At 36.2% G+C, this 20,513-nt stretch carries 22 protein-coding genes; 14 read left to right on the top strand and 8 right to left on the bottom strand.

All coding sequences use genetic code 11. The features are described from left to right. Positions 1 to 108: 108 nt before the first annotated feature. The 4 genes from QWZ06_RS08240 (at position 109) to QWZ06_RS08225 (ending at position 2,711) form a co-directional block, all read left to right on the top strand. Positions 109 to 1,632: an AAA family ATPase gene (locus QWZ06_RS08240; RefSeq protein WP_290297125.1), complete on the top strand. Its 1,524-nt coding sequence runs from the start codon at positions 109 to 111 to the stop codon at positions 1,630 to 1,632. An 82-nt stretch (positions 1,633 to 1,714) separates the two neighbouring features. After that, positions 1,715 to 1,888 (top strand): hypothetical protein, encoded by a 174-nt coding sequence (locus QWZ06_RS08235; RefSeq protein ID WP_290297123.1) that lies wholly within the window; start codon positions 1,715 to 1,717, stop codon positions 1,886 to 1,888. Positions 1,889 to 1,905: 17 nt separating this feature from the next. Continuing rightward, positions 1,906 to 2,472 (top strand): Swt1 family HEPN domain-containing protein, encoded by a 567-nt coding sequence (locus QWZ06_RS08230; protein WP_290297122.1) that lies wholly within the window; start codon positions 1,906 to 1,908, stop codon positions 2,470 to 2,472. A gap of 62 nt (positions 2,473 to 2,534) precedes the next feature. Continuing rightward, the gene (locus QWZ06_RS08225; protein ID WP_290297121.1) at positions 2,535 to 2,711 is read left to right on the top strand and encodes a BF3379 family histone-like protein; all 177 of its coding nucleotides are present in this window, start codon (positions 2,535 to 2,537) and stop codon (positions 2,709 to 2,711) included. A 30-nt stretch (positions 2,712 to 2,741) separates the two neighbouring features. On the opposite strand, the gene QWZ06_RS08220 is transcribed toward QWZ06_RS08225, so the two are convergent. From QWZ06_RS08220 to QWZ06_RS08190, 7 genes are all read right to left on the bottom strand, one after another. Further along, complete coding sequence (locus QWZ06_RS08220) at positions 2,742 to 3,620, bottom strand: ORF6N domain-containing protein (protein WP_290297119.1); 879 nt, start codon at positions 3,618 to 3,620, stop codon at positions 2,742 to 2,744. After that, positions 3,620 to 5,704: a type IA DNA topoisomerase gene (locus QWZ06_RS08215; protein ID WP_290297117.1), complete on the bottom strand. Its 2,085-nt coding sequence runs from the start codon at positions 5,702 to 5,704 to the stop codon at positions 3,620 to 3,622. Before QWZ06_RS08215 ends, QWZ06_RS08220 begins: the two co-directional genes overlap by 1 nt. Before the next feature lie 6 nt (positions 5,705 to 5,710). Further along, positions 5,711 to 7,186, bottom strand: a complete 1,476-nt coding sequence (locus tag QWZ06_RS08210) for a DUF3945 domain-containing protein (protein ID WP_290297115.1) — start codon at positions 7,184 to 7,186, stop codon at positions 5,711 to 5,713. Positions 7,187 to 7,285: 99 nt separating this feature from the next. Continuing rightward, positions 7,286 to 7,576: a helix-turn-helix domain-containing protein gene (locus QWZ06_RS08205; protein ID WP_290297113.1), complete on the bottom strand. Its 291-nt coding sequence runs from the start codon at positions 7,574 to 7,576 to the stop codon at positions 7,286 to 7,288. 13 nt (positions 7,577 to 7,589) lie between these two features. Then, positions 7,590 to 7,946 carry a helix-turn-helix domain-containing protein gene (locus tag QWZ06_RS08200; protein ID WP_290297111.1) on the bottom strand — a complete coding sequence of 119 codons (357 nt, stop codon included), beginning with the start codon at positions 7,944 to 7,946 and terminating at the stop codon, positions 7,590 to 7,592. 250 nt (positions 7,947 to 8,196) lie between these two features. Then, positions 8,197 to 9,042, bottom strand: coding sequence for an RteC domain-containing protein (locus QWZ06_RS08195; RefSeq protein ID WP_290297108.1), 846 nt, complete (start codon positions 9,040 to 9,042; stop codon positions 8,197 to 8,199). A 792-nt stretch (positions 9,043 to 9,834) separates the two neighbouring features. Beyond that, positions 9,835 to 11,154, bottom strand: a complete 1,320-nt coding sequence (locus QWZ06_RS08190; RefSeq protein ID WP_290297106.1) for a hypothetical protein — start codon at positions 11,152 to 11,154, stop codon at positions 9,835 to 9,837. A gap of 497 nt (positions 11,155 to 11,651) precedes the next feature. Between QWZ06_RS08190 and QWZ06_RS08185 the strand changes: the two genes are divergently transcribed. The 5 genes from QWZ06_RS08185 to QWZ06_RS08165 all read left to right on the top strand — a co-directional run bounded on the left by QWZ06_RS08185 (position 11,652) and on the right by QWZ06_RS08165 (position 15,376). Continuing rightward, positions 11,652 to 12,209 carry a Crp/Fnr family transcriptional regulator gene (locus QWZ06_RS08185; RefSeq protein ID WP_290297104.1) on the top strand — a complete coding sequence of 186 codons (558 nt, stop codon included), beginning with the start codon at positions 11,652 to 11,654 and terminating at the stop codon, positions 12,207 to 12,209. A 75-nt stretch (positions 12,210 to 12,284) separates the two neighbouring features. Then, a complete protein-coding gene (locus QWZ06_RS08180) occupies positions 12,285 to 13,259 on the top strand; it encodes an aldo/keto reductase (protein ID WP_290297103.1) in 975 nt (324 codons plus the stop codon). A 179-nt stretch (positions 13,260 to 13,438) separates the two neighbouring features. Then, positions 13,439 to 14,041, top strand: a complete 603-nt coding sequence (locus tag QWZ06_RS08175; protein ID WP_290297101.1) for a serine hydrolase — start codon at positions 13,439 to 13,441, stop codon at positions 14,039 to 14,041. Beyond that, complete coding sequence (locus tag QWZ06_RS08170; protein WP_290297100.1) at positions 13,948 to 14,334, top strand: serine hydrolase; 387 nt, start codon at positions 13,948 to 13,950, stop codon at positions 14,332 to 14,334. Before QWZ06_RS08175 ends, QWZ06_RS08170 begins: the two co-directional genes overlap by 94 nt. Before the next feature lie 4 nt (positions 14,335 to 14,338). Continuing rightward, positions 14,339 to 15,376 carry a serine hydrolase domain-containing protein gene (locus QWZ06_RS08165; RefSeq protein WP_290297098.1) on the top strand — a complete coding sequence of 346 codons (1,038 nt, stop codon included), beginning with the start codon at positions 14,339 to 14,341 and terminating at the stop codon, positions 15,374 to 15,376. A gap of 359 nt (positions 15,377 to 15,735) precedes the next feature. On the opposite strand, the gene QWZ06_RS08160 is transcribed toward QWZ06_RS08165, so the two are convergent. Beyond that, positions 15,736 to 16,854: an acyltransferase family protein gene (locus QWZ06_RS08160; protein WP_290297096.1), complete on the bottom strand. Its 1,119-nt coding sequence runs from the start codon at positions 16,852 to 16,854 to the stop codon at positions 15,736 to 15,738. Positions 16,855 to 16,903: 49 nt separating this feature from the next. Between QWZ06_RS08160 and QWZ06_RS08155 the strand changes: the two genes are divergently transcribed. The 5 genes from QWZ06_RS08155 to QWZ06_RS08135 all read left to right on the top strand — a co-directional run bounded on the left by QWZ06_RS08155 (position 16,904) and on the right by QWZ06_RS08135 (position 20,513). After that, entirely contained in the window at positions 16,904 to 17,065 is a 162-nt protein-coding gene (locus tag QWZ06_RS08155) for a hypothetical protein (RefSeq protein ID WP_290297094.1), read from the top strand. Beyond that, the gene (locus QWZ06_RS08150) at positions 17,040 to 18,101 is read left to right on the top strand and encodes a sensor histidine kinase (protein WP_290297092.1); all 1,062 of its coding nucleotides are present in this window, start codon (positions 17,040 to 17,042) and stop codon (positions 18,099 to 18,101) included. Before QWZ06_RS08155 ends, QWZ06_RS08150 begins: the two co-directional genes overlap by 26 nt. Next, positions 18,094 to 18,789 (top strand): LytR/AlgR family response regulator transcription factor, encoded by a 696-nt coding sequence (locus QWZ06_RS08145; protein ID WP_290297090.1) that lies wholly within the window; start codon positions 18,094 to 18,096, stop codon positions 18,787 to 18,789. Before QWZ06_RS08150 ends, QWZ06_RS08145 begins: the two co-directional genes overlap by 8 nt. 381 nt (positions 18,790 to 19,170) lie before the next feature. Further along, a complete protein-coding gene (locus QWZ06_RS08140) occupies positions 19,171 to 19,731 on the top strand; it encodes a hypothetical protein (RefSeq protein ID WP_290297089.1) in 561 nt (186 codons plus the stop codon). Positions 19,732 to 19,811: 80 nt separating this feature from the next. Continuing rightward, on the top strand, positions 19,812 to 20,513 hold the full coding sequence (locus tag QWZ06_RS08135; protein ID WP_290297086.1) for an ABC transporter ATP-binding protein: 702 nt from the start codon (positions 19,812 to 19,814) through the stop codon (positions 20,511 to 20,513).

Genomic DNA, 20,513 nt, shown 5'->3' with positions numbered 1-20,513 from the left:
TTGTATTTTTGAAAAAAATCATGATATCCTTTTGTTTGCTATTTGAGTATAAGATGAAACTGCGAAAAAATATTGACTACTAACCATAAAATACTTATCACACATTGAATGGGAAAAATTATTATTGAAAACCTAAAAAGTATAACCAGATTGGAATTTAATATCCCGAGAAGTGGCATTCATGTTCTTACTGGAGTGAATGGATCCGGTAAAACGACGTTATTAGCTTGTTTACAGAGACTAACCGACTCTTATGCATTTCAAAGACATTTCAAATCGAGCAGCAATAATCAATTTGATAGCTTTAGAAATTCCAAAATAAGGTATGAGAACAATGGTTCCTTTGTGGAATATACTTACAGAAATACAAGATGGGCTCCTACTCCAAAACGAAAAGCCTCCTTGTTAAATACTATGGGCTACACCAATGCTTTTCTGGTATCGTCCAATGTAGAACGCTTTTATGTGCAGAATGAAGAATTGAATACCAGGGGCATTCAGGCCGCTCCGACATTCTACAAAGCATCAATGAATGAAATCTTTCACACCACTAAATACACTGAGCTAAGAAGAAAGAAACTGGATGGTAAAGGAAGAGGAAATGGCCGGGCAAATTACGGTTTTCTTTTGCCTGCCAAAAGTGTAGGGCACCAAAATCAATATTACACCGAAAAGAATTTCAGCCTTGGAGAACTTTTGATATTAAATGCTTTATTCCAGTTGGAAAACATTGCGGACGACTCCCTGATATTGATTGATGAGATAGAGCTTGCTTTACATCCAAAGGTACAGGTCAGCTTTCTTACATTTCTTCAAAAAATGGCCGTTCAAAAAAATCTTACGGTTATATTATCTACACATTCCAGCAGTCTTATCAAGAAGGCATCAAAGCTTATTTATCTGGAACGCAACCCCACAAATGGGCACGTAAATGTAGAGTACGACTGTTATCCAGCTCTGGCACTTCAAAATATGGCCATACAGGAAGAGGTACAACCGGATTTGGTTCTTTTCGTAGAGGATGACTATGCCAAATATATCATTGAACAACTTCTGAATTACTATTTTGGCACATTGGTGCAGCACCGCAGACCAATTATCAAGATACTTCCCGTTGGAGGATGGCCGCAAACACTACGGTTTACCATTTCATGTTCAAATTACCTGATACCACAGAATACAGGCGTATATGCCTTTCTAGATGCTGACGCATTGCCAGATATACAGGCTATACAGGCCGATGCAAACAGGAGTGGAAGCCAGCAGGAACTACTTAATCTTTATGTCGCCAATCAGGCAAGGATAAAATTTTTGCCTATCACGCCCGAATTGGGGCTTGTTACATTATTGAACGACCAGCCACACAACCATGCCCAACCATTAAGGGATATTTTTAATGAAGTCTTTGATATTGCTCAAATCATTATTGATGAGCAAAACCGTGGACGTCAATACCCTGCAAATCCACGAAAAGCAGCGAAAATAAGGATAGATTATTACATTGAGCGCATAGCAAACTACACAAACAGAGATGAAAATTATATCAAAATAAAACTTGCAGAGTATTATGCTCAGAACTATTGCCCTGCAAACCATCCGCAACTCCATCAGCTGTTTGGACCAATATTCTGATAGTATCAAACGAATAACTCTATTTGAAATGCTCGGTGGAAGTTGACGATAAGTTAATATTAAAATGTACTATTTTTAAGAAATGAATTATATAGAAAAAGTCGAAAGATTAAAGATTTTGGTTTCCGGTGCATCGACAGATGTGACCATTAGCGAAGAACAGGAGAAAGAATATAGGGGATTGAAGAATGAACTGAACCAGACTGCAAAGTTTAAAAAAAATCAATCCAAAGAATTTAAATTTGTGCATCGCTGAAAGAATTCAGAAGGGAAATGCAGGCTAAAGGTGGATATGCCGAACGCCGGAAATACATCAATGAAATCTTCTATGCATTAATTGCAGATGAAGATACTTTATTGGACTCTATTGAAGAAATACAGCAGAGTGTCAACTTCGGACATTTGAATTTGTTGCCCGAGGATATCCAGCAAAGGGGAAAGGAAATGTCGGAGGTGTACCTGTATCTCTACTGCATAGAAAATTCGCTGAGAATATTTATTGAGGAGATTATGAAAACGGAAGCCGTTACTATCCCTAAAAAAGTGCAGGAAACGATAGACAAGCTAAAGAAAAGTGAACAGGAAAGCAAGTATCTGCCATTGCGTGGAGGCAATGATCTATTTTATTGTGATTTTATAGAGTTGGGCAAAATTATAGTAGGGAACTGGGCGATATTTGGCAAATATTTCCCGAAGAAAAATGAACATTGGTTAAATGTAATGATTGATGAACTATATAAAATTCGCTGTTTAGTAGCACATAATAGCTATGTTGGGAAAGATGAACGTGATGCTCTGAAGGTTTACTATAAAAGTATAACAGCACAATTACAGGTATAACTTAATAAAAGCATTAAAACTTATTTTATACTTTTGATCAGAAATTTTAATCCATTATCATAATGAACGAACTAATCGAAAAAATCAATGCTAGCTTTGAAACATTAAAAGCAGATGCAGAATTACAGGCAGAAAAAGGAAACAAAGCCGCAGGAACAAGAGCTCGTAAAACTTCTTTAGAGTTAGAAAAACTGTTGAAAGAATTTAGAAAATCATCTTTAGAAGCTTGTAAAGCATAATGATAAAACCCTCCAAATTTGGAGGGTTTGCTATTTATTAAGTATCTGAAGCATACTGCCGACTTCAATATCCATTCTCGAAAAGGCAAACCATTTTTTGCCCAGGTCTTTGAGTGATGCCCCGATGTGGTAAAGCTCCGTATCGTCAATAATCAAAAATCGGTCGTGGGCATCGGAGAAAACCTCAACCTCAATGGGAGGATATTGGCTGTTATACCGTTGCAAATCCAGCCGTAATTGATTGCTTATAGATTTGGTATAGATGGTGGCAGTTACATTTGTATTGCGTTTGCCCAATAAAGTAAGTACCGTATCGTCCACATAATTATCAAGCAGGATAATGGAGCTTCCGGCACTTCGGATAATATCGGAAACAAACGTATAGGCATCAAAAACCTGCCCGTTATAGAAAATACCTTTTTCGCTGTGGAGCTTATCGCTTTCCAATGCCTTAAATAATTCTTCAAATTTTTGGTCGGCTTCCAGTTGCTTCAGCTCTATTTTATCCAACCTGTGAAACAAAGAAGCATTGCTGATAAGCATACGCCGCATTTCTACAAAAGCTTCCATAATTTCAACACTTATTTTGACGGCAATATCTGAACGGAGTATGGCTGAAGCCATTGCGACTCCTTGTTCGGTAAAAACGTAGGGCAGATAACGTCTTCCACCGTAGTTCAAACTTGAGGTTCCAAATTGGAACCTCAAGTTGCTGGCTTCCTCTTCATTAAGTTGAAAGCAAAAAGAAGCCGGAAACCTTTCAATATTTCTTTTTACAGCTTTGTTGAGGTTCTTTGTTTCCACTTGATATAAGGAAGCGAGGTCGCTATCCAGCATTACTTGCTTGCCACGTATGGAATAAATCAGATTTCTGATTTCCGTTGTACTAATGTTAGGTTTATTTTCCATTACTTCTTGTAATTTTTGCTTTGCTCAAATTCAAAGGAACTATCGGCTTGCTCATTCAATACGATATAGGCATCGAACTTCTTTCCTGCCTTGCTTTTCATTCCTTTGATGAGCGAAGTTTTTCTTTTATTGACAAGGCTTTCAATATCGGCTATCCCAATTTGTACGCCACACACATTGCGAAACTGTACCCAACTACAAACTTCATCAGGGCACTTCACTATCTTATCACGGATAATGAGTTGCTGGCTTTTACATTTCGGGCAGTTAAGTTTGGGCAGGTTGCCGTTGGCAATGGAAGTTTGCAATAGTTCATTGGTAATAGATGAAGCATAGATTTCCATTTCCTTTTGAAATGCTCCGGCATCGGCTTCATTGTTTTCTATTTTCTGTAATGCCAATTCCCATTCAGCGGTCATTGCCACATCTGCAATTTTGCGGTCTTTTACGAGTTCATATACCTGCAATCCTTTTTCAGTCGGGATTAAGGATTTCTTATCCCTTTGGATATAATTTCGGGTAAACAAGGTTTCGATAATCGCCGCCCTTGTTGCAGGCGTACCAATACCAATATTTTGCAGGGCTTTACGTTCCTCTTCGTTTTCGATTTCCTTTCCGGCACTTTCCATAGCCGACAAAAGCCCTGCTTCGGTATAAAGCACAGGCGGTTTGGTTTGCTTTTCCAAAACGGTGGCTTCCTTAATTTTGAGTTCATCACCCTTTTTCAGTTCGAGCAAATCCTGTATAGGTTCGGTATCATCATCCGAGAAACTCCCTTTAATGGAACGCCAGCCTGCTTCCATAATCTTACAGCCTTTTGCCATAAAATCGTAATGCAATGCCTGTATAGCAATATCGGTTATCTCCTTGATACAGGCTTGTGAAATAGCTTCGAGCAACCGAAAGGCAATCATATCATAAACCGCATTTTCCTTAGCGTTAAGGGCAGACGGTATTTTATCCGTAATCAGCAAACCGTGATGGTCGGTAACACGCAGGTCGTTCACGATACGTTTGTTGAAACGACCCCATTTTACTTTGGCTACGGCTTGCTTACAGGTTTCTCTATCCTGCAATGCTCTCACGAGATTGGGAATTTCTGCCCATACATCTTCGGGAATGTATTTACTCCCTGTGCGTGGGTAAGTTATAAACTTCTTTTCGTAAAGGCTTTGGGCAATGTTTAGGGTTTCTTCGGCAGACAAATTCAACTTTTTGTTGGCTTCCTTTTGCAATCCGGTAAGGTCAAACAACAAAGGCGGTTGTTCTGTAACGTTCTTGGTTTCTACTGATGTAATTGTAGCCGTATCGCTTCGCTGAATGGCTTTCAATGTATCATCGGCGAGTTTTTGGTCTTCCCATTTGGTTTTGGAAAGGCTTTTAAAATCAATACCTGCTTTGTGATGCAACAACTGTATCTGCCAATATTTCTTTACCGAGAAGTTTTTGTTTTCGAGATAACGCCTGCATATCAAAGCCAGTGTGGGCGTTTGCACCCTGCCGAGCGAGTAAACCCCGTTACTTGCGGCAATGCTTAATGCCTGTGTAGCATTGATGCCCACCAACCAATCGGCACGGCTTCTGCCTTGTGCTGCCCGATACAACCCGTCAAATGCTGCCCCGTCTTTTAGGTTGTCAAAGCCTTGCTTGATGGCTTTTTCGGTAAGCGAGCTTATCCAAAGCCGTTCAAATGGTTTCTTGCATTTGAGGTGTTCATATATATAGCGAAAGATGAGTTCGCCCTCACGTCCTGCATCGGTAGCTACAATAATGCTATCGCTACGGTTGAAAAGCTGGTCTATTATTTTCAGTTGCTTCAACGCACCTGCATCAGCGGTATAGCCTTTGTCTTTTTTTACTTTCCGGACGGTCAGTAAAAACGGGTTGGGGAGTATCGGCAATGATGCTTTGTCAAATCCCGTAATACCGTAATCTTCGGGCATTCCCAATCCTATTAAATGACCGAATGCCCACGTAACAAAATAGCCGTTACCTGTCAGGTAGCCTTCCTTTTTATCAGATGCTCCCACAAGTCCGGCTATTTCCCTTGCTACGCTTGGTTTTTCTGCAATTATTGTTTTCATATTTTACTACATTTTTCTGCGTTTGGACTTTGCAGGTGCTTTAGGCTTTTCTTGTTGTTCCTGCTGTTGTTTGTTTTTAGGTGTTTGCTGTCCGGACTTCAAAGCCTCGTTGATATTTTTGGTCGCTTCGTTGGTCTTTCCCTCCGAATTGACGGCAACTTGCGTTTTATTTGTTTCGGCAGGTTTTGCCTGTGCCTTAACCTGGCTTGGAAAGGCAAAGTCGGTTTTTCCTGTTTCCTTGTTGAAAGTGATATAACCTTGATACGGTTGCCCTTTTTTATCCCTCAATCCGTCAATGTAAACCGTCTGCCCAGCTTTGAAATCCTTGTGCTGCTCATCGGTCAGTTCCTTGCCTCTGAATGTTTTTGGAGCTTCCTGTGGCTGGCTTTGCTGGTTACTTTGTCCATTGTTTTGGATTTTACCGTTGCTTTGGGTATGCCTGTTGGAATTATTGCGGTCAAACAGAAACTCAACATAACGCTTGTCTGCATTGAACTGTACCATTGCTGAAAATTCAGTTCCTTTCGTGGAAATCATTCCCTCTAACTTTAGCGGTTTACCCTCTATTAATGTTTGCTTTTGGGCATCGTCCAATTTCACTCCCTTAATTTCATCGGGAATTTTTATAAAATCCGTTCGCAGTGCAATTACATCGTTTGTCAGCCTGTCTATACTGATAATGGATGGCATTAGTTCGCCTGTTTTGGTGTTTTTCAAATCAACTACACGCCCCATATTACGTGTTTCGAGCAGGTTTTTCTTGTCTTCATCCGTGAATTTGTGTCCAAAAAATTCAAAATGTAGATTAGGCTCTTTTCTGATGCCGTGTATTCCCACCACAACTTTTCCGTCTTCGGCTTGCTGCAATGACAGGCGGGCATCTGTACGGAGAATAGTACCGCCCAGGTTAACACCAATTGGTAAGAGTTCATTAGTTTTATAACCTTTCAGTAAAGGGTCAAGCAGGTTTCTCTTTTCAAGGTATTCCTTGCTTAATCCGAGATTGGTCATTGTGTCCCAATCAATCTGCTCCGGTTTGTAGCGGTATTCGCTTACATCCGGCGTTGTCTGTGCTGTTTCCATATTTTTTTGATTTTCTTGTTTTATATCCTGTTGAGGTCCCGTTTTTACCTCGTGTTCTTTCATTACTTTTTCGCCTTCGGGAGTTGGTTTATCTACCTGCTTCTGCATTTCCTGTGCTTTCTCAACGGCGATAGGTGCAGGCACTTTGAAAAATGAAAAATTAGTAGGGTTCTTTAACTGGCTAAAAAAATTGGAGAAGAAGTTGGAAAAGAAATCGCCACTCTTGTCTACACGCATAAACTGATTTTGGTTTTTCTTCGTGGGTTCAACGGTTTCCATTTTCCCATTCTCATCAATACTCTTTACGGCTTGGATTTTCATTTTTTCTTTGTCCAGCACCAATAATATGTCCGATAATTGTTCTGGCATTTCCTGTTTGTTTGTGGTTTCTTCACTCATAGTCTCAAAATTTTAAAAGTTCACCGCCCAATGTAAAGGAAGCATTCACCGCATTGCCCGAAGTGGCATTCAAAGGCAGTGTTTGTCACTTATTGGCGTTCATTTTGTAGGAGGGTTGAAACTTTCCCTTATGAACTGATGCACATCGGACAGCTTGTAATACAGTTTACCGCTAATAGTATAATAGGGCAGTTTACCGATGGAGCGATACCGTTGCAGGGAACGGTTACTGATTTTTAGCATTTGCAACAAATCCTGATTATCCAACAATTCTTCGCCGTCGATACTATTACGTTTCTTTTGTAAACCATCTATGTTATCACCCAACATATCGAGGCGACCCATCAGGCGTTCCATCCACGCCAAAAATTCCATTCTGTCAATATTCATAGGAAAAATACTTTTAAGGGTTTTTAGTGGTCTTTAGCTTTCTACCTTTTTCGATATAGCTTTTGCCTTTTGCCATTAGCTCCTGTACAAACTCATCACTGCTCTGTATGGCATTAGTATTAAGCATATTCTTAATTGCTCCAATGGTGTAGAAATACTGACCGTAGATTTTTGAATAAGCTACTTCGCCTTTGGTACGCATACGCCACAATGTTTTCTCGCTGATGTGCAGATATTGGCATACCTCGTGGTTATTGAGCCACAGGTCATCATAGCTTTCATCTTCCTGTCTTTTCAGGTAGTCGGCAATGGCATTGATACGGCTGTTTAGCTGTTGCCACGCTTCTTCTTCAATGGTTATAATTTTCATTGCACAGCATTTAAAGTTCACTATGCAAAATTGTGAAAGGTGGCAGTGTTTGTCTGCCAAGCCTTGCCAATTGGTTTGGCAGTTTTTTGAATTTTTTTTGCAAACAGGAAAAACCCTTGTTTCATAAGGATTTAAATGTATTGTAGATATGTTGAGAGGGAGTTTTATCAACATTTGCCAATTGGCATATATGGGCAAAGAAAAAGCAGTACGTTTTGAGTACTGCTTTTAAATTACTGTATTGAAACAGCTAAAGGTCTTTATCCATATATTCTTCGAGGGATATTTTGAGTTGGTCTAAAAATGCCGTTCGGGAACCTGCCCTTGTTTTCATTCGATGGAAAGCATGATGTAGATCATTTAATGGGATCCGGAAAAGTATTTGGAACATTAGGCTTATTTTTCGGATACCAATCTTGCCGTGTGAAATAGCCCCTGAAGCATGGAGGGCATAAATTAGCTCAACAAGAGAATTTTTACTGTCCGTCCAGAATATATCTTTGTAACTTTCCGAGTTTTGCAAAATCAGATCAGGGTTTTCATCGGGATTGATTTTTGTAAGCAGGTACGAATAGAGTAATTCATTCGCAATAATTCTAGAAACTTTATAGTCGAAAAATGTTGAAAAAGATGGATCCATTTCGAATACAATGCTGTTTAATCCATCGTGATAGTTTATATTGCCTCGTTTAAAATATGAGTTATCACGATCTGTTCTTCCCGAGCGGTAATACCTATAGAAATCGGAATTACATATATGCTCAATATACTCCCGCTTCAGATTAGTCAACTGTTTAGAAAAGTAGCTGTTATACATTTTACCATTACTAACTGGACAGGCCGTTTCGGTACGATAAACCTTATTATAGTAAATCAATTTCCCGAGTATCTGCGGTTTTGTATTGCGAAAGAAAGTAATCTCCTCTACGTCATTTTTAAATTTCTCTTCAGCAATTAACTTTTTGACTGAAAGCAATAAGTCTTGGAGATATAACATCATTTCATGTGCCTCATCAATCAGACTTTTGTTTTGTGATGAAACCTTATCTTCTTTCTTGTGTATCTCTAAAATGATATTTTGTAAAGAGTATTTCATAGTCCGTATTTTTTACTGGAAGCACCAGATTTTAAAATCTGGTTTTCCTGATTTAAATCACAAACTTTGTTATTAAAAATGAGAATCTTTCCCAAGTTCTTCCCAACTTGGGAAAGATTTTTCTACATTTGTAATGTTGTTACAAGGAAAATGAATGAGAATGTATGCAATTAGCACCATTACTAAATCGTTACCGAAAACGATTTCCTTTTTTATAAGCTACTCTTTATAAGCTGCTTTCAACTTAACTAATCTTTTTATAAAAAAAAATAAAAACACCCACAGAGATTTAATTAATATTCATCCATAAGTGAAAATTTCAACAAATATCTTATATCATAACACAAAAAAGCACATAAATTCTTGCAAAAACATAGAAAATAATCTACTAAACACAATACTTCATCATCAATCAGAATAAAAATGAACGGTCAAATGTTGATATATCTTGAATGTGAAGTGAACAAAAAATAGACGGAAAGGTTTCTTTTTATCCCAGCACCTTCCGTTTCATACCAAACTTGCCTCATCGCTTTGTGATATCTAATGCCCCCCACTCTCTGCCAGTTTTAAAGAAAAGACGGTAACCTTTTAAGCACTTTTTCACATCTTTATATTAGAACCACAGCATTTTATAAAAAATAAAAGCTATCCTTAAAAGGATAGCGATAACAATAATCATCTTTCAAAATTTAAGACGGCTTTATTACTTATTACTTATAATATATTAAGAGTCTAATCCTTGAAAGAAAACATAAAGATCCTGGTCGCTGGGAACATTAAGTTTTTTTCTCAACCTGTATTTCTTTGCTGGGCAGACTTATGAAGGATAGACATATATGTGGCAATCTCTTTTGAACTGAAATTAAGTTTAATCATCGCACACAAATGAAGATCAGCGCTTGATAAGTCTTCATTAATATCCAATAGTTTTTCTATGAAATCCGGATACACTTCCTGAAAACGGGTAAGAAAAGCAGAATCATTTCTTTTCGCCAACTGAACAAGGTCACTAAAACTTTCATTCACTTTACTGGCAAGAACTTCTGTTTCGCTGGCTAAGAGCTCAGTCTTACTTTTCAGAATAGTAGTCTCTTCTCGTAGCTGGCTTTTTTTATTTTTCATTGTTCTATATTTCAAAACAAACCCAATTACAATGATCAATATCAAGACTGCTGAACTCGCAAACAATTTGAGCTTAAAGACCTCAACATCATTTTCTTTTTCTGTCAGCACTTTATCTATCAAAAGATTCACCGTTTCATTCTGATCTCTAGAGAGTTTTGTTTTTGCATCCAGATACTTATTTTCATATTCAGTTTCCTTCTCCTTATTTTCCATTCCTTTGTAGGTCTCTGCTATAGACTGATAAATAAATGGAATATTATATGCGCGTTTGGTCTCTAAAAAGACATCAAGCGCCTTTTGATAAAAAACTTGCGCTTCAGCATAGTTACCTTGTGTTTTATAGTAGTCTCCAGCGACCCTATATACCATTCCTGTTTGTGCATTTAAATGGATGGTATCCATTTTTACAAGCTCTAGTGATCTGTCAACATATAATTTAGAAGAATCAATAAGTGCAGTATGCAGCAAATGATGTTTGGCAATTAAACAATTTATCAGAGGAGTATTGATCACGTTTCTTGCTTTGTGAAAATAGATCAGTGCAGAATCTTTGCTTCCTGTTTCATATAAAAAATCACCCCTGTTTGAAAATACTCTGTTTAAAAAATACTTTCTCTTATCCTCTAATGGACATTTACTGGTATAATACAATGCTTTTGAATTAAACCCCAAGGCATTCTTATACAATCCGGTTACTTTACTCAATTGGCCGTACTCCTGATAAAGCTTAGCTTTCAGAGCTTCATTTTTTGAATTTTGAAGGATGACCTCTGCTTTCTTCAAAAATACAAGGCCTTTCTTATAGTTCCCAATACTTACAGATATATTAGACATATTAATGTAACAAAGAGCTTCTCCATCACTATAGCCTTCTTGTTGGGCCTTTTGAAGGTATTCTTCATTCAGCAACATACATTCCCCATAATTACCGGCAAGACGCAACACTTCATTTTTATGAAGCAATGGATAATCAAAATTGGTCATAGACAGATTACCTCCCGTACAACTATTTAAAAAAAAGAAGCAGAATATACTTACTATAAAATATCCACTCTTCGGGAATCTAAGGTCTGTCATAAATTAATTACAAATAAAAATTAAATCGTAAAATGAATCAATACTACATCTTTCTGAGAAAGTTTAACGAAAATAACAAAACAGACACATCCTACAGAAAAAATACATCCTACAAATATCCCTCACCTAAAATACAAAACAACAAAACAATTAATAATCAATACATTAACACATTGATTTTATTTAGAACAATAAAAGAAATAAATTTAGTAACAAATAATGTAGTACCCGTTTTTACTGCTCATCCCTCAACAAAAGGTATCTTTAATTAACAAAAAACATTCTTTTTTGACATCCGATAAAAGCCATCCATTAAGTTAAAAAATATCAGATCACAATCTATCTAAATATAAAAATTACCAAATGGTAAACCGCAAAGAAAAACTTTTTTATACCTTTTCATCATGAATGAATTCATAGAATATATCCTCCGTTTTGGAAACCTGAACCAACAACAGATTGACTTTATTTCAGGCAAAGGAAAAATAGCTGAACTTCACAAAGATGATTATTTTGCTGAAGCAGGTAAAGTACTTCGGGAAGTAGGATTCCTCATTGATGGTATTTTCAGAGTCTGTTATTACAACAATAAAGGAGATGAAATCACCAAGATCTTTTTGGAGGAGAATCATTTACTAATGAACTTGAGAAATGTACCTTCTACAGAATACATCCAGGCTGCAACAGATTGTAAACTTCTTACATTTTCAGTAAAAGATTGGGAAGAAATTTCCAATACGATTATAAACTGGAATGAGATTATTCAAAAAATACACAATAAAGCATTGGTACAAAAACTAGAACGGGTTTCTCCGCTTGTATCTCAGGATGCCACGACCCGCTATCTTGAGTTTATGGAGAAATACCCAACACTGGTTAACCGCATCCCATTATCCTATATTGCATCCTATCTTGGAATTACTCAACAGTCCCTGAGCAGAATACGACGAAATATCCATTAACGCTTTTTACCAAATGGTAAACAGTTCAAGTTTTCTTTTGAAGAATTTTGTCTTATCAATTCAAAACAAAAGAAAATGAAATCAAGAAAATTAGGAAATATGCAAGTTTCTGCCATGGGATATGGTTGTATGGGGCTAAGCATGGGATACGGAGCTCCTCCTACAAGAGAAGAATCTATTCAATTGATTCAACAGGCCTTCGATCTAGGCTGTACATTCTTTGATACGGCAGAAATATATGCTGCCGGAGCCAATGAAGAACTGATTGGTAAAGCATTAAGGGAAGTCCGTCATGACACCGTAATAGCAAGTAAATTTCTGATCAGAGAAGCCTGGACAACAGGAGCAAAAGAATTAAAGCGTGACATCCAAACCCGACTAGAAAATTCATTAAGAAATTTAAATACAGATCATCTTGACCTGTATTATCAGCACAGGGTAAACAAAGATATTCCGGTTGAAGATATTGCCGGAATTATGGGTGATTTTATCCAGGAGGGAAAAATTCTTGGCTGGGGACAATCTCAGGCTACTCCTGATGAGATAAAGCGAGCCCATGCTGTTACTCCTCTCACAGCCATACAAAGTGAGTATTCTATCATGGAAAGAATGTTTGAAAAAGAAGTTATTCCTTTATGTCAGGAGTTAAACATCGGATTTGTTCCGTTTTCACCCTTGGCAGGAGGTTTTTTATCAGGAAAAATAAATGCAGACACTCCATTTACAGGATTTGATGCAAGGCGTGTCATTACCCGTTACAAAAAAGAAAATATCCTAGCCAACCAACCTTTATTGAGTCTATTACAGGAATTCGCTTTCAACAAAAATGCTACTCCTGCTCAAATTTCATTAGCCTGGATGCTCCATAAATACGACTTTATTGTTCCTATTCCAGGATCTAAAAATAAAGATCGGCTTAAAGAGAATCTTGGTGCAGCAGATATTGTTCTTACTCATGAAGAATTTAGCAGCATTGAAAATGAACTTTCTACAATTCAGATATATGGTAACCGCAGAGATGAAGATCTGGGTAAACTGAGTACATTGTAATAAAGCCACTCGACTCAAAAAACGCATCTGAAAAACAGAGAATATATTTAAAATGCCATTTGATTTACCTCAGATGGCATTTTTCTGACGAATGAAAAATATTGAACTCAAATTGAAAAAGAGATAGCGGAAATACATATATTTGGAAACCAAAAACCTGTTCAAATAATCATCACAAAATGAAGTCAGAGAAAATCATTCTTACCCTATTCATTCTATTCTTAAGCCTTCCGCTTTTTTCACAAAACAATACCAATCCAGAATTAAAAAAGGCAATTGAAGCCATTCTTGCTCATAAAAAGGCTGATGTAGGAGTATCAATCTTAACAGTGGGAACTCCCAAAAATGAAGTAACCCAAATCAACGGCAATAAGCCACTTCCTATGTTAAGCACCTTTAAATTCCCTGTGGCTTTGGCTATTCTTCACAAAGTAGAAAGGGGAGAACTTTCTTTGCAACAAAAAATTTACATTAAAAAAGAAGAACTTCTGGAGGATACCCACAGTCCGTTTAAAGAAAAATATCCGGAAGGAAATAGGGAACTCAGCCTGGAAGAATGCATTCATTGGATGGTTGTATATAGTGATAATAATCTGACAGACATTTTGATCAGACTGATTGGAGGCCCTGAATATCTGCAAATTTCATTAATAGTAAAGATGTTGTCATTAAGAACGATGAAGAAGGGATGCATAAGGACTGGGACTCACAATTTATCAATACCATTACTCCTAATGAAGCCATCAGATTACTGGAGCAGTTCTATACCGGAAAAATACTGAACAAAGAACATACACAATGGCTCTATACAGCCATGTTGAATAATGTGGCCGGACTCAAAAGACTTAAAGGTAAGCTGCCTAAAGATGTTAAAGTAGCTCATCGTACCGGAACCTCATTCACTAATAAAGAGGGAATGACCGGAGCCATTAATGATTATGGAATTATTGAACTCTCCGGTAAAAAGAGAGTATATATTGCTGTTTTTGTACATGATACCTACGAAACTTTTGAAAATTCAGAAGCGATTATTGCAGACATTGCCAAGGCAGCATATGATTACTACAAAAAATAAATCCGTGATCAAAACAAAATTATTCTTGCCGCTTGCTATTTCTACATTACTGTCTGTTTCTGTAAATGCACAAAAAATGCCTTCTTATGGAAGAAAAATTGATAGTATCATAACAGCATCTACCCCATTGAACTTCAACGGAGTAGTTTTGGTTTCTCAACATGGAAAAGCAACATTTCTAAAGGCCAATGGATATAAAGATTTTGAAAAAAAGATCGCTTTAAAAACCGATGACCAATTTGAAATCATGTCCAATTCCAAACAAATCACTGCTGTTCTCATATTACAAACTGCGGAACAGGGAAAACTTGACCTTCAGACTCCTATTAAAAAATACCTTCCTTCACTTACTCAGTCCTGGGCAGATACTGTAACGATCCATCATCTTTTAAATCATACTCATGGTATTACAGATATTGAAAAACCGGTCGCTTTTAAAGCAGGATCACAGTTTAAATATGGAAATCTTTCTTACACGCTTTTAGGAGAAATTCTCCAGAATACAACAGGTAAGAGCTTTACAGAGCTTGCCAATTCTCTATTTAAAAGGTTGAAAATGGAGAGAACATTCGTTTACAATAACAACAATAATCAAGCGCTCGTTCCGGGTTATAGAAGCGAGAATAATCAGTTTGAAAAAGTAGATCATTCATTTTTAAATGATAAGATTACCCCCGCAGCCGGAGTGGTTTCTACAGTAGAAGATCTTGCAAAATGGGATCAGGCTCTATTTAAGGGAAAACTCCTTTCACCTCAATTTCAAAAGCTTATCCTCACACCCTCTACTTCTTCTCAACACAATGTTTTTGGGAAAGAAAGTATGGGATTTGGATATAATATCAGATTCATCAAGGAATCCGGGCTTGATTATTATGCTGTCACAGGACTTGGAGATGGATTTACCTGTCTTAATACATATTTCCCATCCACAGATACAAGTTTAATCATTCTTGAGAACCAAATGCCTAAAAACAGTGAGCATTGGAGCTTTCAGGAAGCAGCTATTAAAAATGTAGTATTGAAAAGTATTACGTCCAAGTAATTTTTTAGAAATAACACTCATCAATACTAAGAGGCAGCCCCAAAAGAAGCTGTCTCTTATTATTGGTTGATCAATTTATTCCTCTTACAAAATATTTTCGCATGCTTTTTTGTATCTTTTCAATATATATTTAAACAAATGGGAATATTCTTACTTGTTTTTATAGCAATAGCTCTGGTTATCCTATGTGTATTTAGATTAAAAATATCTACACTTCAGAAAATCTTATGGTCTGTAGTTGTCATTATTATTGTTTTTTCTTCGATTTTCTATTTGTTTATACAAGGATTTGAAAGGGGAAGAGACCAACTTGCTCCAGCCAAAGAAGATCTCAGCCAACCCATAAAGTAAAAGCTACTCTATTCTCTTGTTTTTAAAAGCCTGTCTTTCATATTAGCAAAAGGCTTTTCAATAAAAAACCTGTACAGCAAAGCACTTATAAGGCATCCCATTAAACAGACAATCAGGCATCCCATATCTGAAGTTTCAAGATTAAATTGTTCAAAAAGGGTCTGAATCATGTGGATTACTCCCTTGTGAGAAAGATAAACGGCATAAGATAAAGCCGCCAGTTCAGCCGTAATATAAGATTTCCATTTTGAAAGGAATGAAGATGTAGAAATTGCAGACATCAGAATACAGCCATAACTTATTGCTACCAATGTAAATCCCCATACAGAAGCCATTTCCGAAGCCTGTTCATTACAAATCCAAAAAGTAATGCCCAATAACACTATGCCTACCAGAAAAAGGCCGTTCCCATTCTGATGAACCTTTCTTTTAAAACCAGAAGAATATTGCATACAATAGCTGATTAAAACACCCATTACAAGGCCATCCAATCTTGTATGAGTGGGGTAATATATTGTCATATACCATGTACGCCAGAATTCCAGAGAATTAGTTTCCATTCCGACAATAGATGTATTCCATATTATCAGCCTCATGGTGATTGAAAACACAATGAATAGTACCATCAGACCGGGTAAATATTTAAATAATTTAGAAGGCAGTATCAACAAAAGAAACAAAGGGAGAATAAGGTAAAATTGTTCTTCAATACACAATGACCATGCGTGAGAAAATGTACCCTGATCAATCACATTTAAACCATAATTTTGCGTAAAGGTTATGAATTTCCATAACGGTGGTAAAGCTTCCCGTTCTCTGAAAAAAGGTACTGTAAAATACAGAAAAAGTGTAAAGAAATAGGCAGGAATGATCCGAAAGAAACGTTTGATATAAAATGTCTTCAAACGTATTGTTCTTTTAGTTTGCATTTCCTTAAACAATTGGCCTGAAATCAAAAAACCGCTTAGCACAAAGAAAAGATCAACTCCTGTCCAGCCAAATTTCCCCATTATTTCAATCCACTCCGGATGTTGAAATGCCCGGTAGTGGAACAATAAAACCAGTATAATAGCTAATGATCTCAAATGATCTAATCCATAAAGCCTTTCCGAACGCTCTGTTGTCATATTTTTTTATACAAATTTTGATAAAAACAAGACTTCATTTAAACAAGTAATGCAGAAAACAGAAATTCAGATCCCAATGACAAAACATGTTGTTTACAATTTCAATGACGTTATCTACCCTCATTGTATCGGATTTCACATCAATTCTGCCAGCTTTATCCTAAGTTTTTATATTTTTGATAATAATGACAATCAAACCTTTCACTTATAATCGACAAAATCTATACTTCCAGCTGTTTTTCTGGATCGCTTTATTTTTGTTTGGAACCGTCAAAACTTATGGAGACTATAGTGGTGAGATGTTTAATCAGTCTGTGATTTATAATTTCTGCCACTGGATTTTTCAGATTTTGGGCGCTAATTTTATCTACTATTTCCTGATTCGATATTTTTTTGACCGAAAAAAGTATGTTGAGTTTTCAATCTATCTTATTCTAAGCTTGTATTGTATTTCGGTAGTCAACAGGATCTTTATTGTTCACATTGCAGAACCTTTTTTCACCCATGAAACAAAAGATAGCCTGATCAGCATTTTCACAGACATCCAGTATCTTTTGTTCCATTATACATTCCCAATGATCAGCGGAGCTTTTATCTTTATCTCAATGATGTTTTTTATGCGCTATAAAAATGAAAAAGAAAATAGCATAAGACTGCAAAAGGAAAAAACCGAACTGGAACTGAAATCCCTTAAAGCACAGCTTAATCCCCATTTCTTGTTCAATACTCTGAATAATATCTATTCTCTTTCCATTAGTAATTCCGATAAAACCTCCCAATCCATCAGTCAGCTTTCAGATATTCTGGACTATATTCTGTACAAAGGGCAAAAAAAATGGGTTTCTGTGGCAGATGAACTTAGTATTATTGATAATTATATTGCCTTAGAAAGCCTTCGTTATTCTGATGAAAGATTAAAAATAACCAAGAAAACCGCATTAAAATCTTCCAATTTCATTCCACCACTCCTCTATCTTACCTTAGTGGAAAATGCCTTTAAACATGGTGCGGGGAAAAATTCTGGCCCAACAGAAATAAAGATAGAACTAGAATCCAATGAAAAAAGCTCTGTTTTCAAAATTGAAAATACCTTCATCACTCCTGTCGTTCATCATGAAACAGGAATTGGGCTTCAGAATATCAGACAACAGCTGGAGCATCATTATCAAGGAAATTTCACCTTCCTTATTTCCCGGAAAAACAATATTTTTAATGTTGAAATAACGACTCCTTCACAATATGATTAACTGTATCATTGTAGATGACGAACCTTTAGCTGCAGCATTGCTGGAAAATCATATTTCCAAAATCGATCATTTAAAATTGATCGGGAAGGCAGAAAATGCTCTTGAAGCCTACAAACTCCTTCAAAATCAGCCCATAGACCTGATGTTTCTTGATATTCAGATGCCTCATTTCAGTGGAATCGATTTTTTGAAATCACTTTCTCAAAAACCTAAGACTATTTTCACGACCGCTTACAGAGAGTTTGCCGTTGAAGGATTTGAACTTGAAGCTGTAGATTATCTTCTGAAACCCATCACCTTTGACCGCTTTTTCAAATCTGTAGAACGGATATTAAGGAATGTCACAGATTCAAAAGATGATTTTATCATTCTTAAAATCGAGGGAATGCATCGAAAACTACCTCTTTCAGACATCATTTACATGGAAAGCCAAGGAAATGACATCAAAATAACTTTATCTGACAACAAAGACTTCATTTCAAAAAGTAAGATCACAGACCTGGAACTGCTTCTTACCTCAAAAGGTTTTATAAGAATCCACAGATCCTTTATCATCAATACATCCTTTGTAACAGCTTTCAACAATCATGAGATTCATTTAGGAACTCATCAGATTCCCGTGGGAAGAAGTTACAGGCAAGAATTTGAAAATTTCATATCTCTGTTCTCAAAAAATAAACTATTATAACTGTTTATTAACACCTTATGAATGGATTTATTATGTATTATTCTCAATTTCCATCTTCCAAATTATCATTTTAACATTTATTTACTTTTTTTGAAGGTCATTTTTTCATATTAGTTATTTTGCATCTGTTTTTCAATATATTACATCATTCCTATGCGTTGAATATATAATCAATGGAAGTAGAAATATTTTCAATAAAAACGAATTAAACAACTGATTTTAAATCAATTAAAAGCACCAATAAAAACCTTTCCCTATCTAGCCATTTCTTATAGATGTTAAAAAAAAGTATTACTTTTGTCAGAAGGAATAAAATTGCTTTTTAGCCGTTTTATTTGTAAATTTATGTGCACCAATTTATAAAACATTAAAATTCATTCCATGAGAAAAATAATTCTACTTATTACATGTATGTTCGGTATTTCGGTTTTCTCTCAGATTAAAGTGTTGAAAAATGAAAGTTTGGTGGAAATCGGTAAAGACAACTCTGTTGGTTTATATAAAAAAGAAGACAAGTATACAGTCAATTATCAGGATCTGAACACCAGCAACCTGAATACAATCCGAGCTTTTTCATTTCAAAATCTGAACGGAGACGTTTCAGGGCTTTATAAACTCATTATGGACGGTTTTATTTCCGCTCCCGAAGAAAATATTGTATTGGAGCTTCCTAATGATATTATCGAACTCCACTATGAGAAAAACTATGGTCAGCCTACTGTACAATTTATCCAATACATCAATAAAAATAGAAAGTATGTGGGTAAATCACAGTTTTTAACTCAAAAACAGGTTGATAAAGTATTCGGAAGAACAAATGGTAAATACGCCATGTATGATAAAGCTTCCGCTGTCAATCCAGAAGGCAATAAAAAAGGAGGAGCAAGTACAGCACCTGGTAATAATTCTGCTTCCGGATCGAAGAAAAAAGCAAAAAAATAATTATTATTTATAAATATTGCGAAACTCATTCCATCGAATGAGTTTTTTTATTTTATTTTTGCAGAAAGACATTAAAAATTATGCCGCTTCAGATAAACAATTTGACCAAGAAATTTGGTGAACAAACTGCCCTAAACAATATCAATATTTCTATTGATAAAAATGAAATCATCGGTCTTTTAGGTCCCAATGGTGCCGGAAAATCTACCTTGATGAAATCTATTGTAGGAGCCTTGAAAATTGATGAAGGTGAAATTATTTTTAATGGATTCAATATTTCCACACATGAGATCGAAAGCAAGAAAAAAATAGGCTTTCTGCCAGAAAACAATCCACTTTACCTGGAAATGTATGTAAAGGAATATCTGCAGTTCGTAGCCAATATCCATAAAATTTCTGAATCTAAAGTAGATGAAGTAATTGAATTGGTAGGTATTACCCCGGAAAAATCAAAAAAGATAGGCCAGCTATCCAAAGGATATAAACAACGGGTAGGATTAGCACAGGCAATTATCCACCAACCGGATTTATTAATTCTTGATGAACCCACCAATGGATTAGACCCTAACCAGATTCTGGAAATCAGAAATGTAATTAAAGAAATCGGACAACAGAAAACAGTTCTACTTTCCACGCATATCATGCAGGAGGTAGAAGCGCTTTGTACAAGGGTTATTCTTATTCATAAAGGAAATATTCTTCAGGATTGCCCTATTGATGAGTTTAAAGGGAAATTTAACAGTCTGGAGGAGGCTTTCGCCAACTATACGTCAGTTTCATAG

The sequence above is a fragment of the Chryseobacterium tructae genome (genome assembly GCF_030409875.1).
Lineage (GTDB): Bacteria > Bacteroidota > Bacteroidia > Flavobacteriales > Weeksellaceae > Chryseobacterium > Chryseobacterium tructae.
Note: the sequence above shows the minus strand (reverse complement) of the source record. Positions and strands in the feature narration are given on the sequence as shown.

Bases quoted from the DNA above. Each gene is read 5' to 3' on its own strand.
- QWZ06_RS08210 (WP_290297115.1), bottom strand. From the start codon at position 7,186: ATGAGTGAAGAAACCACAAACAAACAGGAAATGCCAGAACAATTATCG.
- QWZ06_RS08145 (WP_290297090.1), top strand. From the start codon at position 18,094: ATGATTAACTGTATCATTGTAGATGACGAACCTTTAGCTGCAGCATTG.
- QWZ06_RS08150 (WP_290297092.1), top strand. From the start codon at position 17,040: ATGACAATCAAACCTTTCACTTATAATCGACAAAATCTATACTTCCAG.
- QWZ06_RS08155 (WP_290297094.1), top strand. From the start codon at position 16,904: ATGCAGAAAACAGAAATTCAGATCCCAATGACAAAACATGTTGTTTAC.
- QWZ06_RS08170 (WP_290297100.1), top strand. From the start codon at position 13,948: ATGCATAAGGACTGGGACTCACAATTTATCAATACCATTACTCCTAAT.
- QWZ06_RS08235 (WP_290297123.1), top strand. From the start codon at position 1,715: ATGAATTATATAGAAAAAGTCGAAAGATTAAAGATTTTGGTTTCCGGT.
- QWZ06_RS08195 (WP_290297108.1), bottom strand. From the start codon at position 9,042: ATGAAATACTCTTTACAAAATATCATTTTAGAGATACACAAGAAAGAA.
- QWZ06_RS08190 (WP_290297106.1), bottom strand. From the start codon at position 11,154: ATGACCAATTTTGATTATCCATTGCTTCATAAAAATGAAGTGTTGCGT.
- QWZ06_RS08175 (WP_290297101.1), top strand. From the start codon at position 13,439: ATGAAGTCAGAGAAAATCATTCTTACCCTATTCATTCTATTCTTAAGC.
- QWZ06_RS08205 (WP_290297113.1), bottom strand. From the start codon at position 7,576: ATGAATATTGACAGAATGGAATTTTTGGCGTGGATGGAACGCCTGATG.
- QWZ06_RS08230 (WP_290297122.1), top strand. From the start codon at position 1,906: ATGCAGGCTAAAGGTGGATATGCCGAACGCCGGAAATACATCAATGAA.
- QWZ06_RS08200 (WP_290297111.1), bottom strand. From the start codon at position 7,946: ATGAAAATTATAACCATTGAAGAAGAAGCGTGGCAACAGCTAAACAGC.
- QWZ06_RS08180 (WP_290297103.1), top strand. From the start codon at position 12,285: ATGAAATCAAGAAAATTAGGAAATATGCAAGTTTCTGCCATGGGATAT.
- QWZ06_RS08215 (WP_290297117.1), bottom strand. From the start codon at position 5,704: ATGAAAACAATAATTGCAGAAAAACCAAGCGTAGCAAGGGAAATAGCC.
- QWZ06_RS08220 (WP_290297119.1), bottom strand. From the start codon at position 3,620: ATGGAAAATAAACCTAACATTAGTACAACGGAAATCAGAAATCTGATT.
- QWZ06_RS08135 (WP_290297086.1), top strand. From the start codon at position 19,812: ATGCCGCTTCAGATAAACAATTTGACCAAGAAATTTGGTGAACAAACT.
- QWZ06_RS08140 (WP_290297089.1), top strand. From the start codon at position 19,171: ATGAGAAAAATAATTCTACTTATTACATGTATGTTCGGTATTTCGGTT.
- QWZ06_RS08225 (WP_290297121.1), top strand. From the start codon at position 2,535: ATGAACGAACTAATCGAAAAAATCAATGCTAGCTTTGAAACATTAAAA.
- QWZ06_RS08185 (WP_290297104.1), top strand. From the start codon at position 11,652: ATGAATGAATTCATAGAATATATCCTCCGTTTTGGAAACCTGAACCAA.
- QWZ06_RS08240 (WP_290297125.1), top strand. From the start codon at position 109: ATGGGAAAAATTATTATTGAAAACCTAAAAAGTATAACCAGATTGGAA.
- QWZ06_RS08160 (WP_290297096.1), bottom strand. From the start codon at position 16,854: ATGACAACAGAGCGTTCGGAAAGGCTTTATGGATTAGATCATTTGAGA.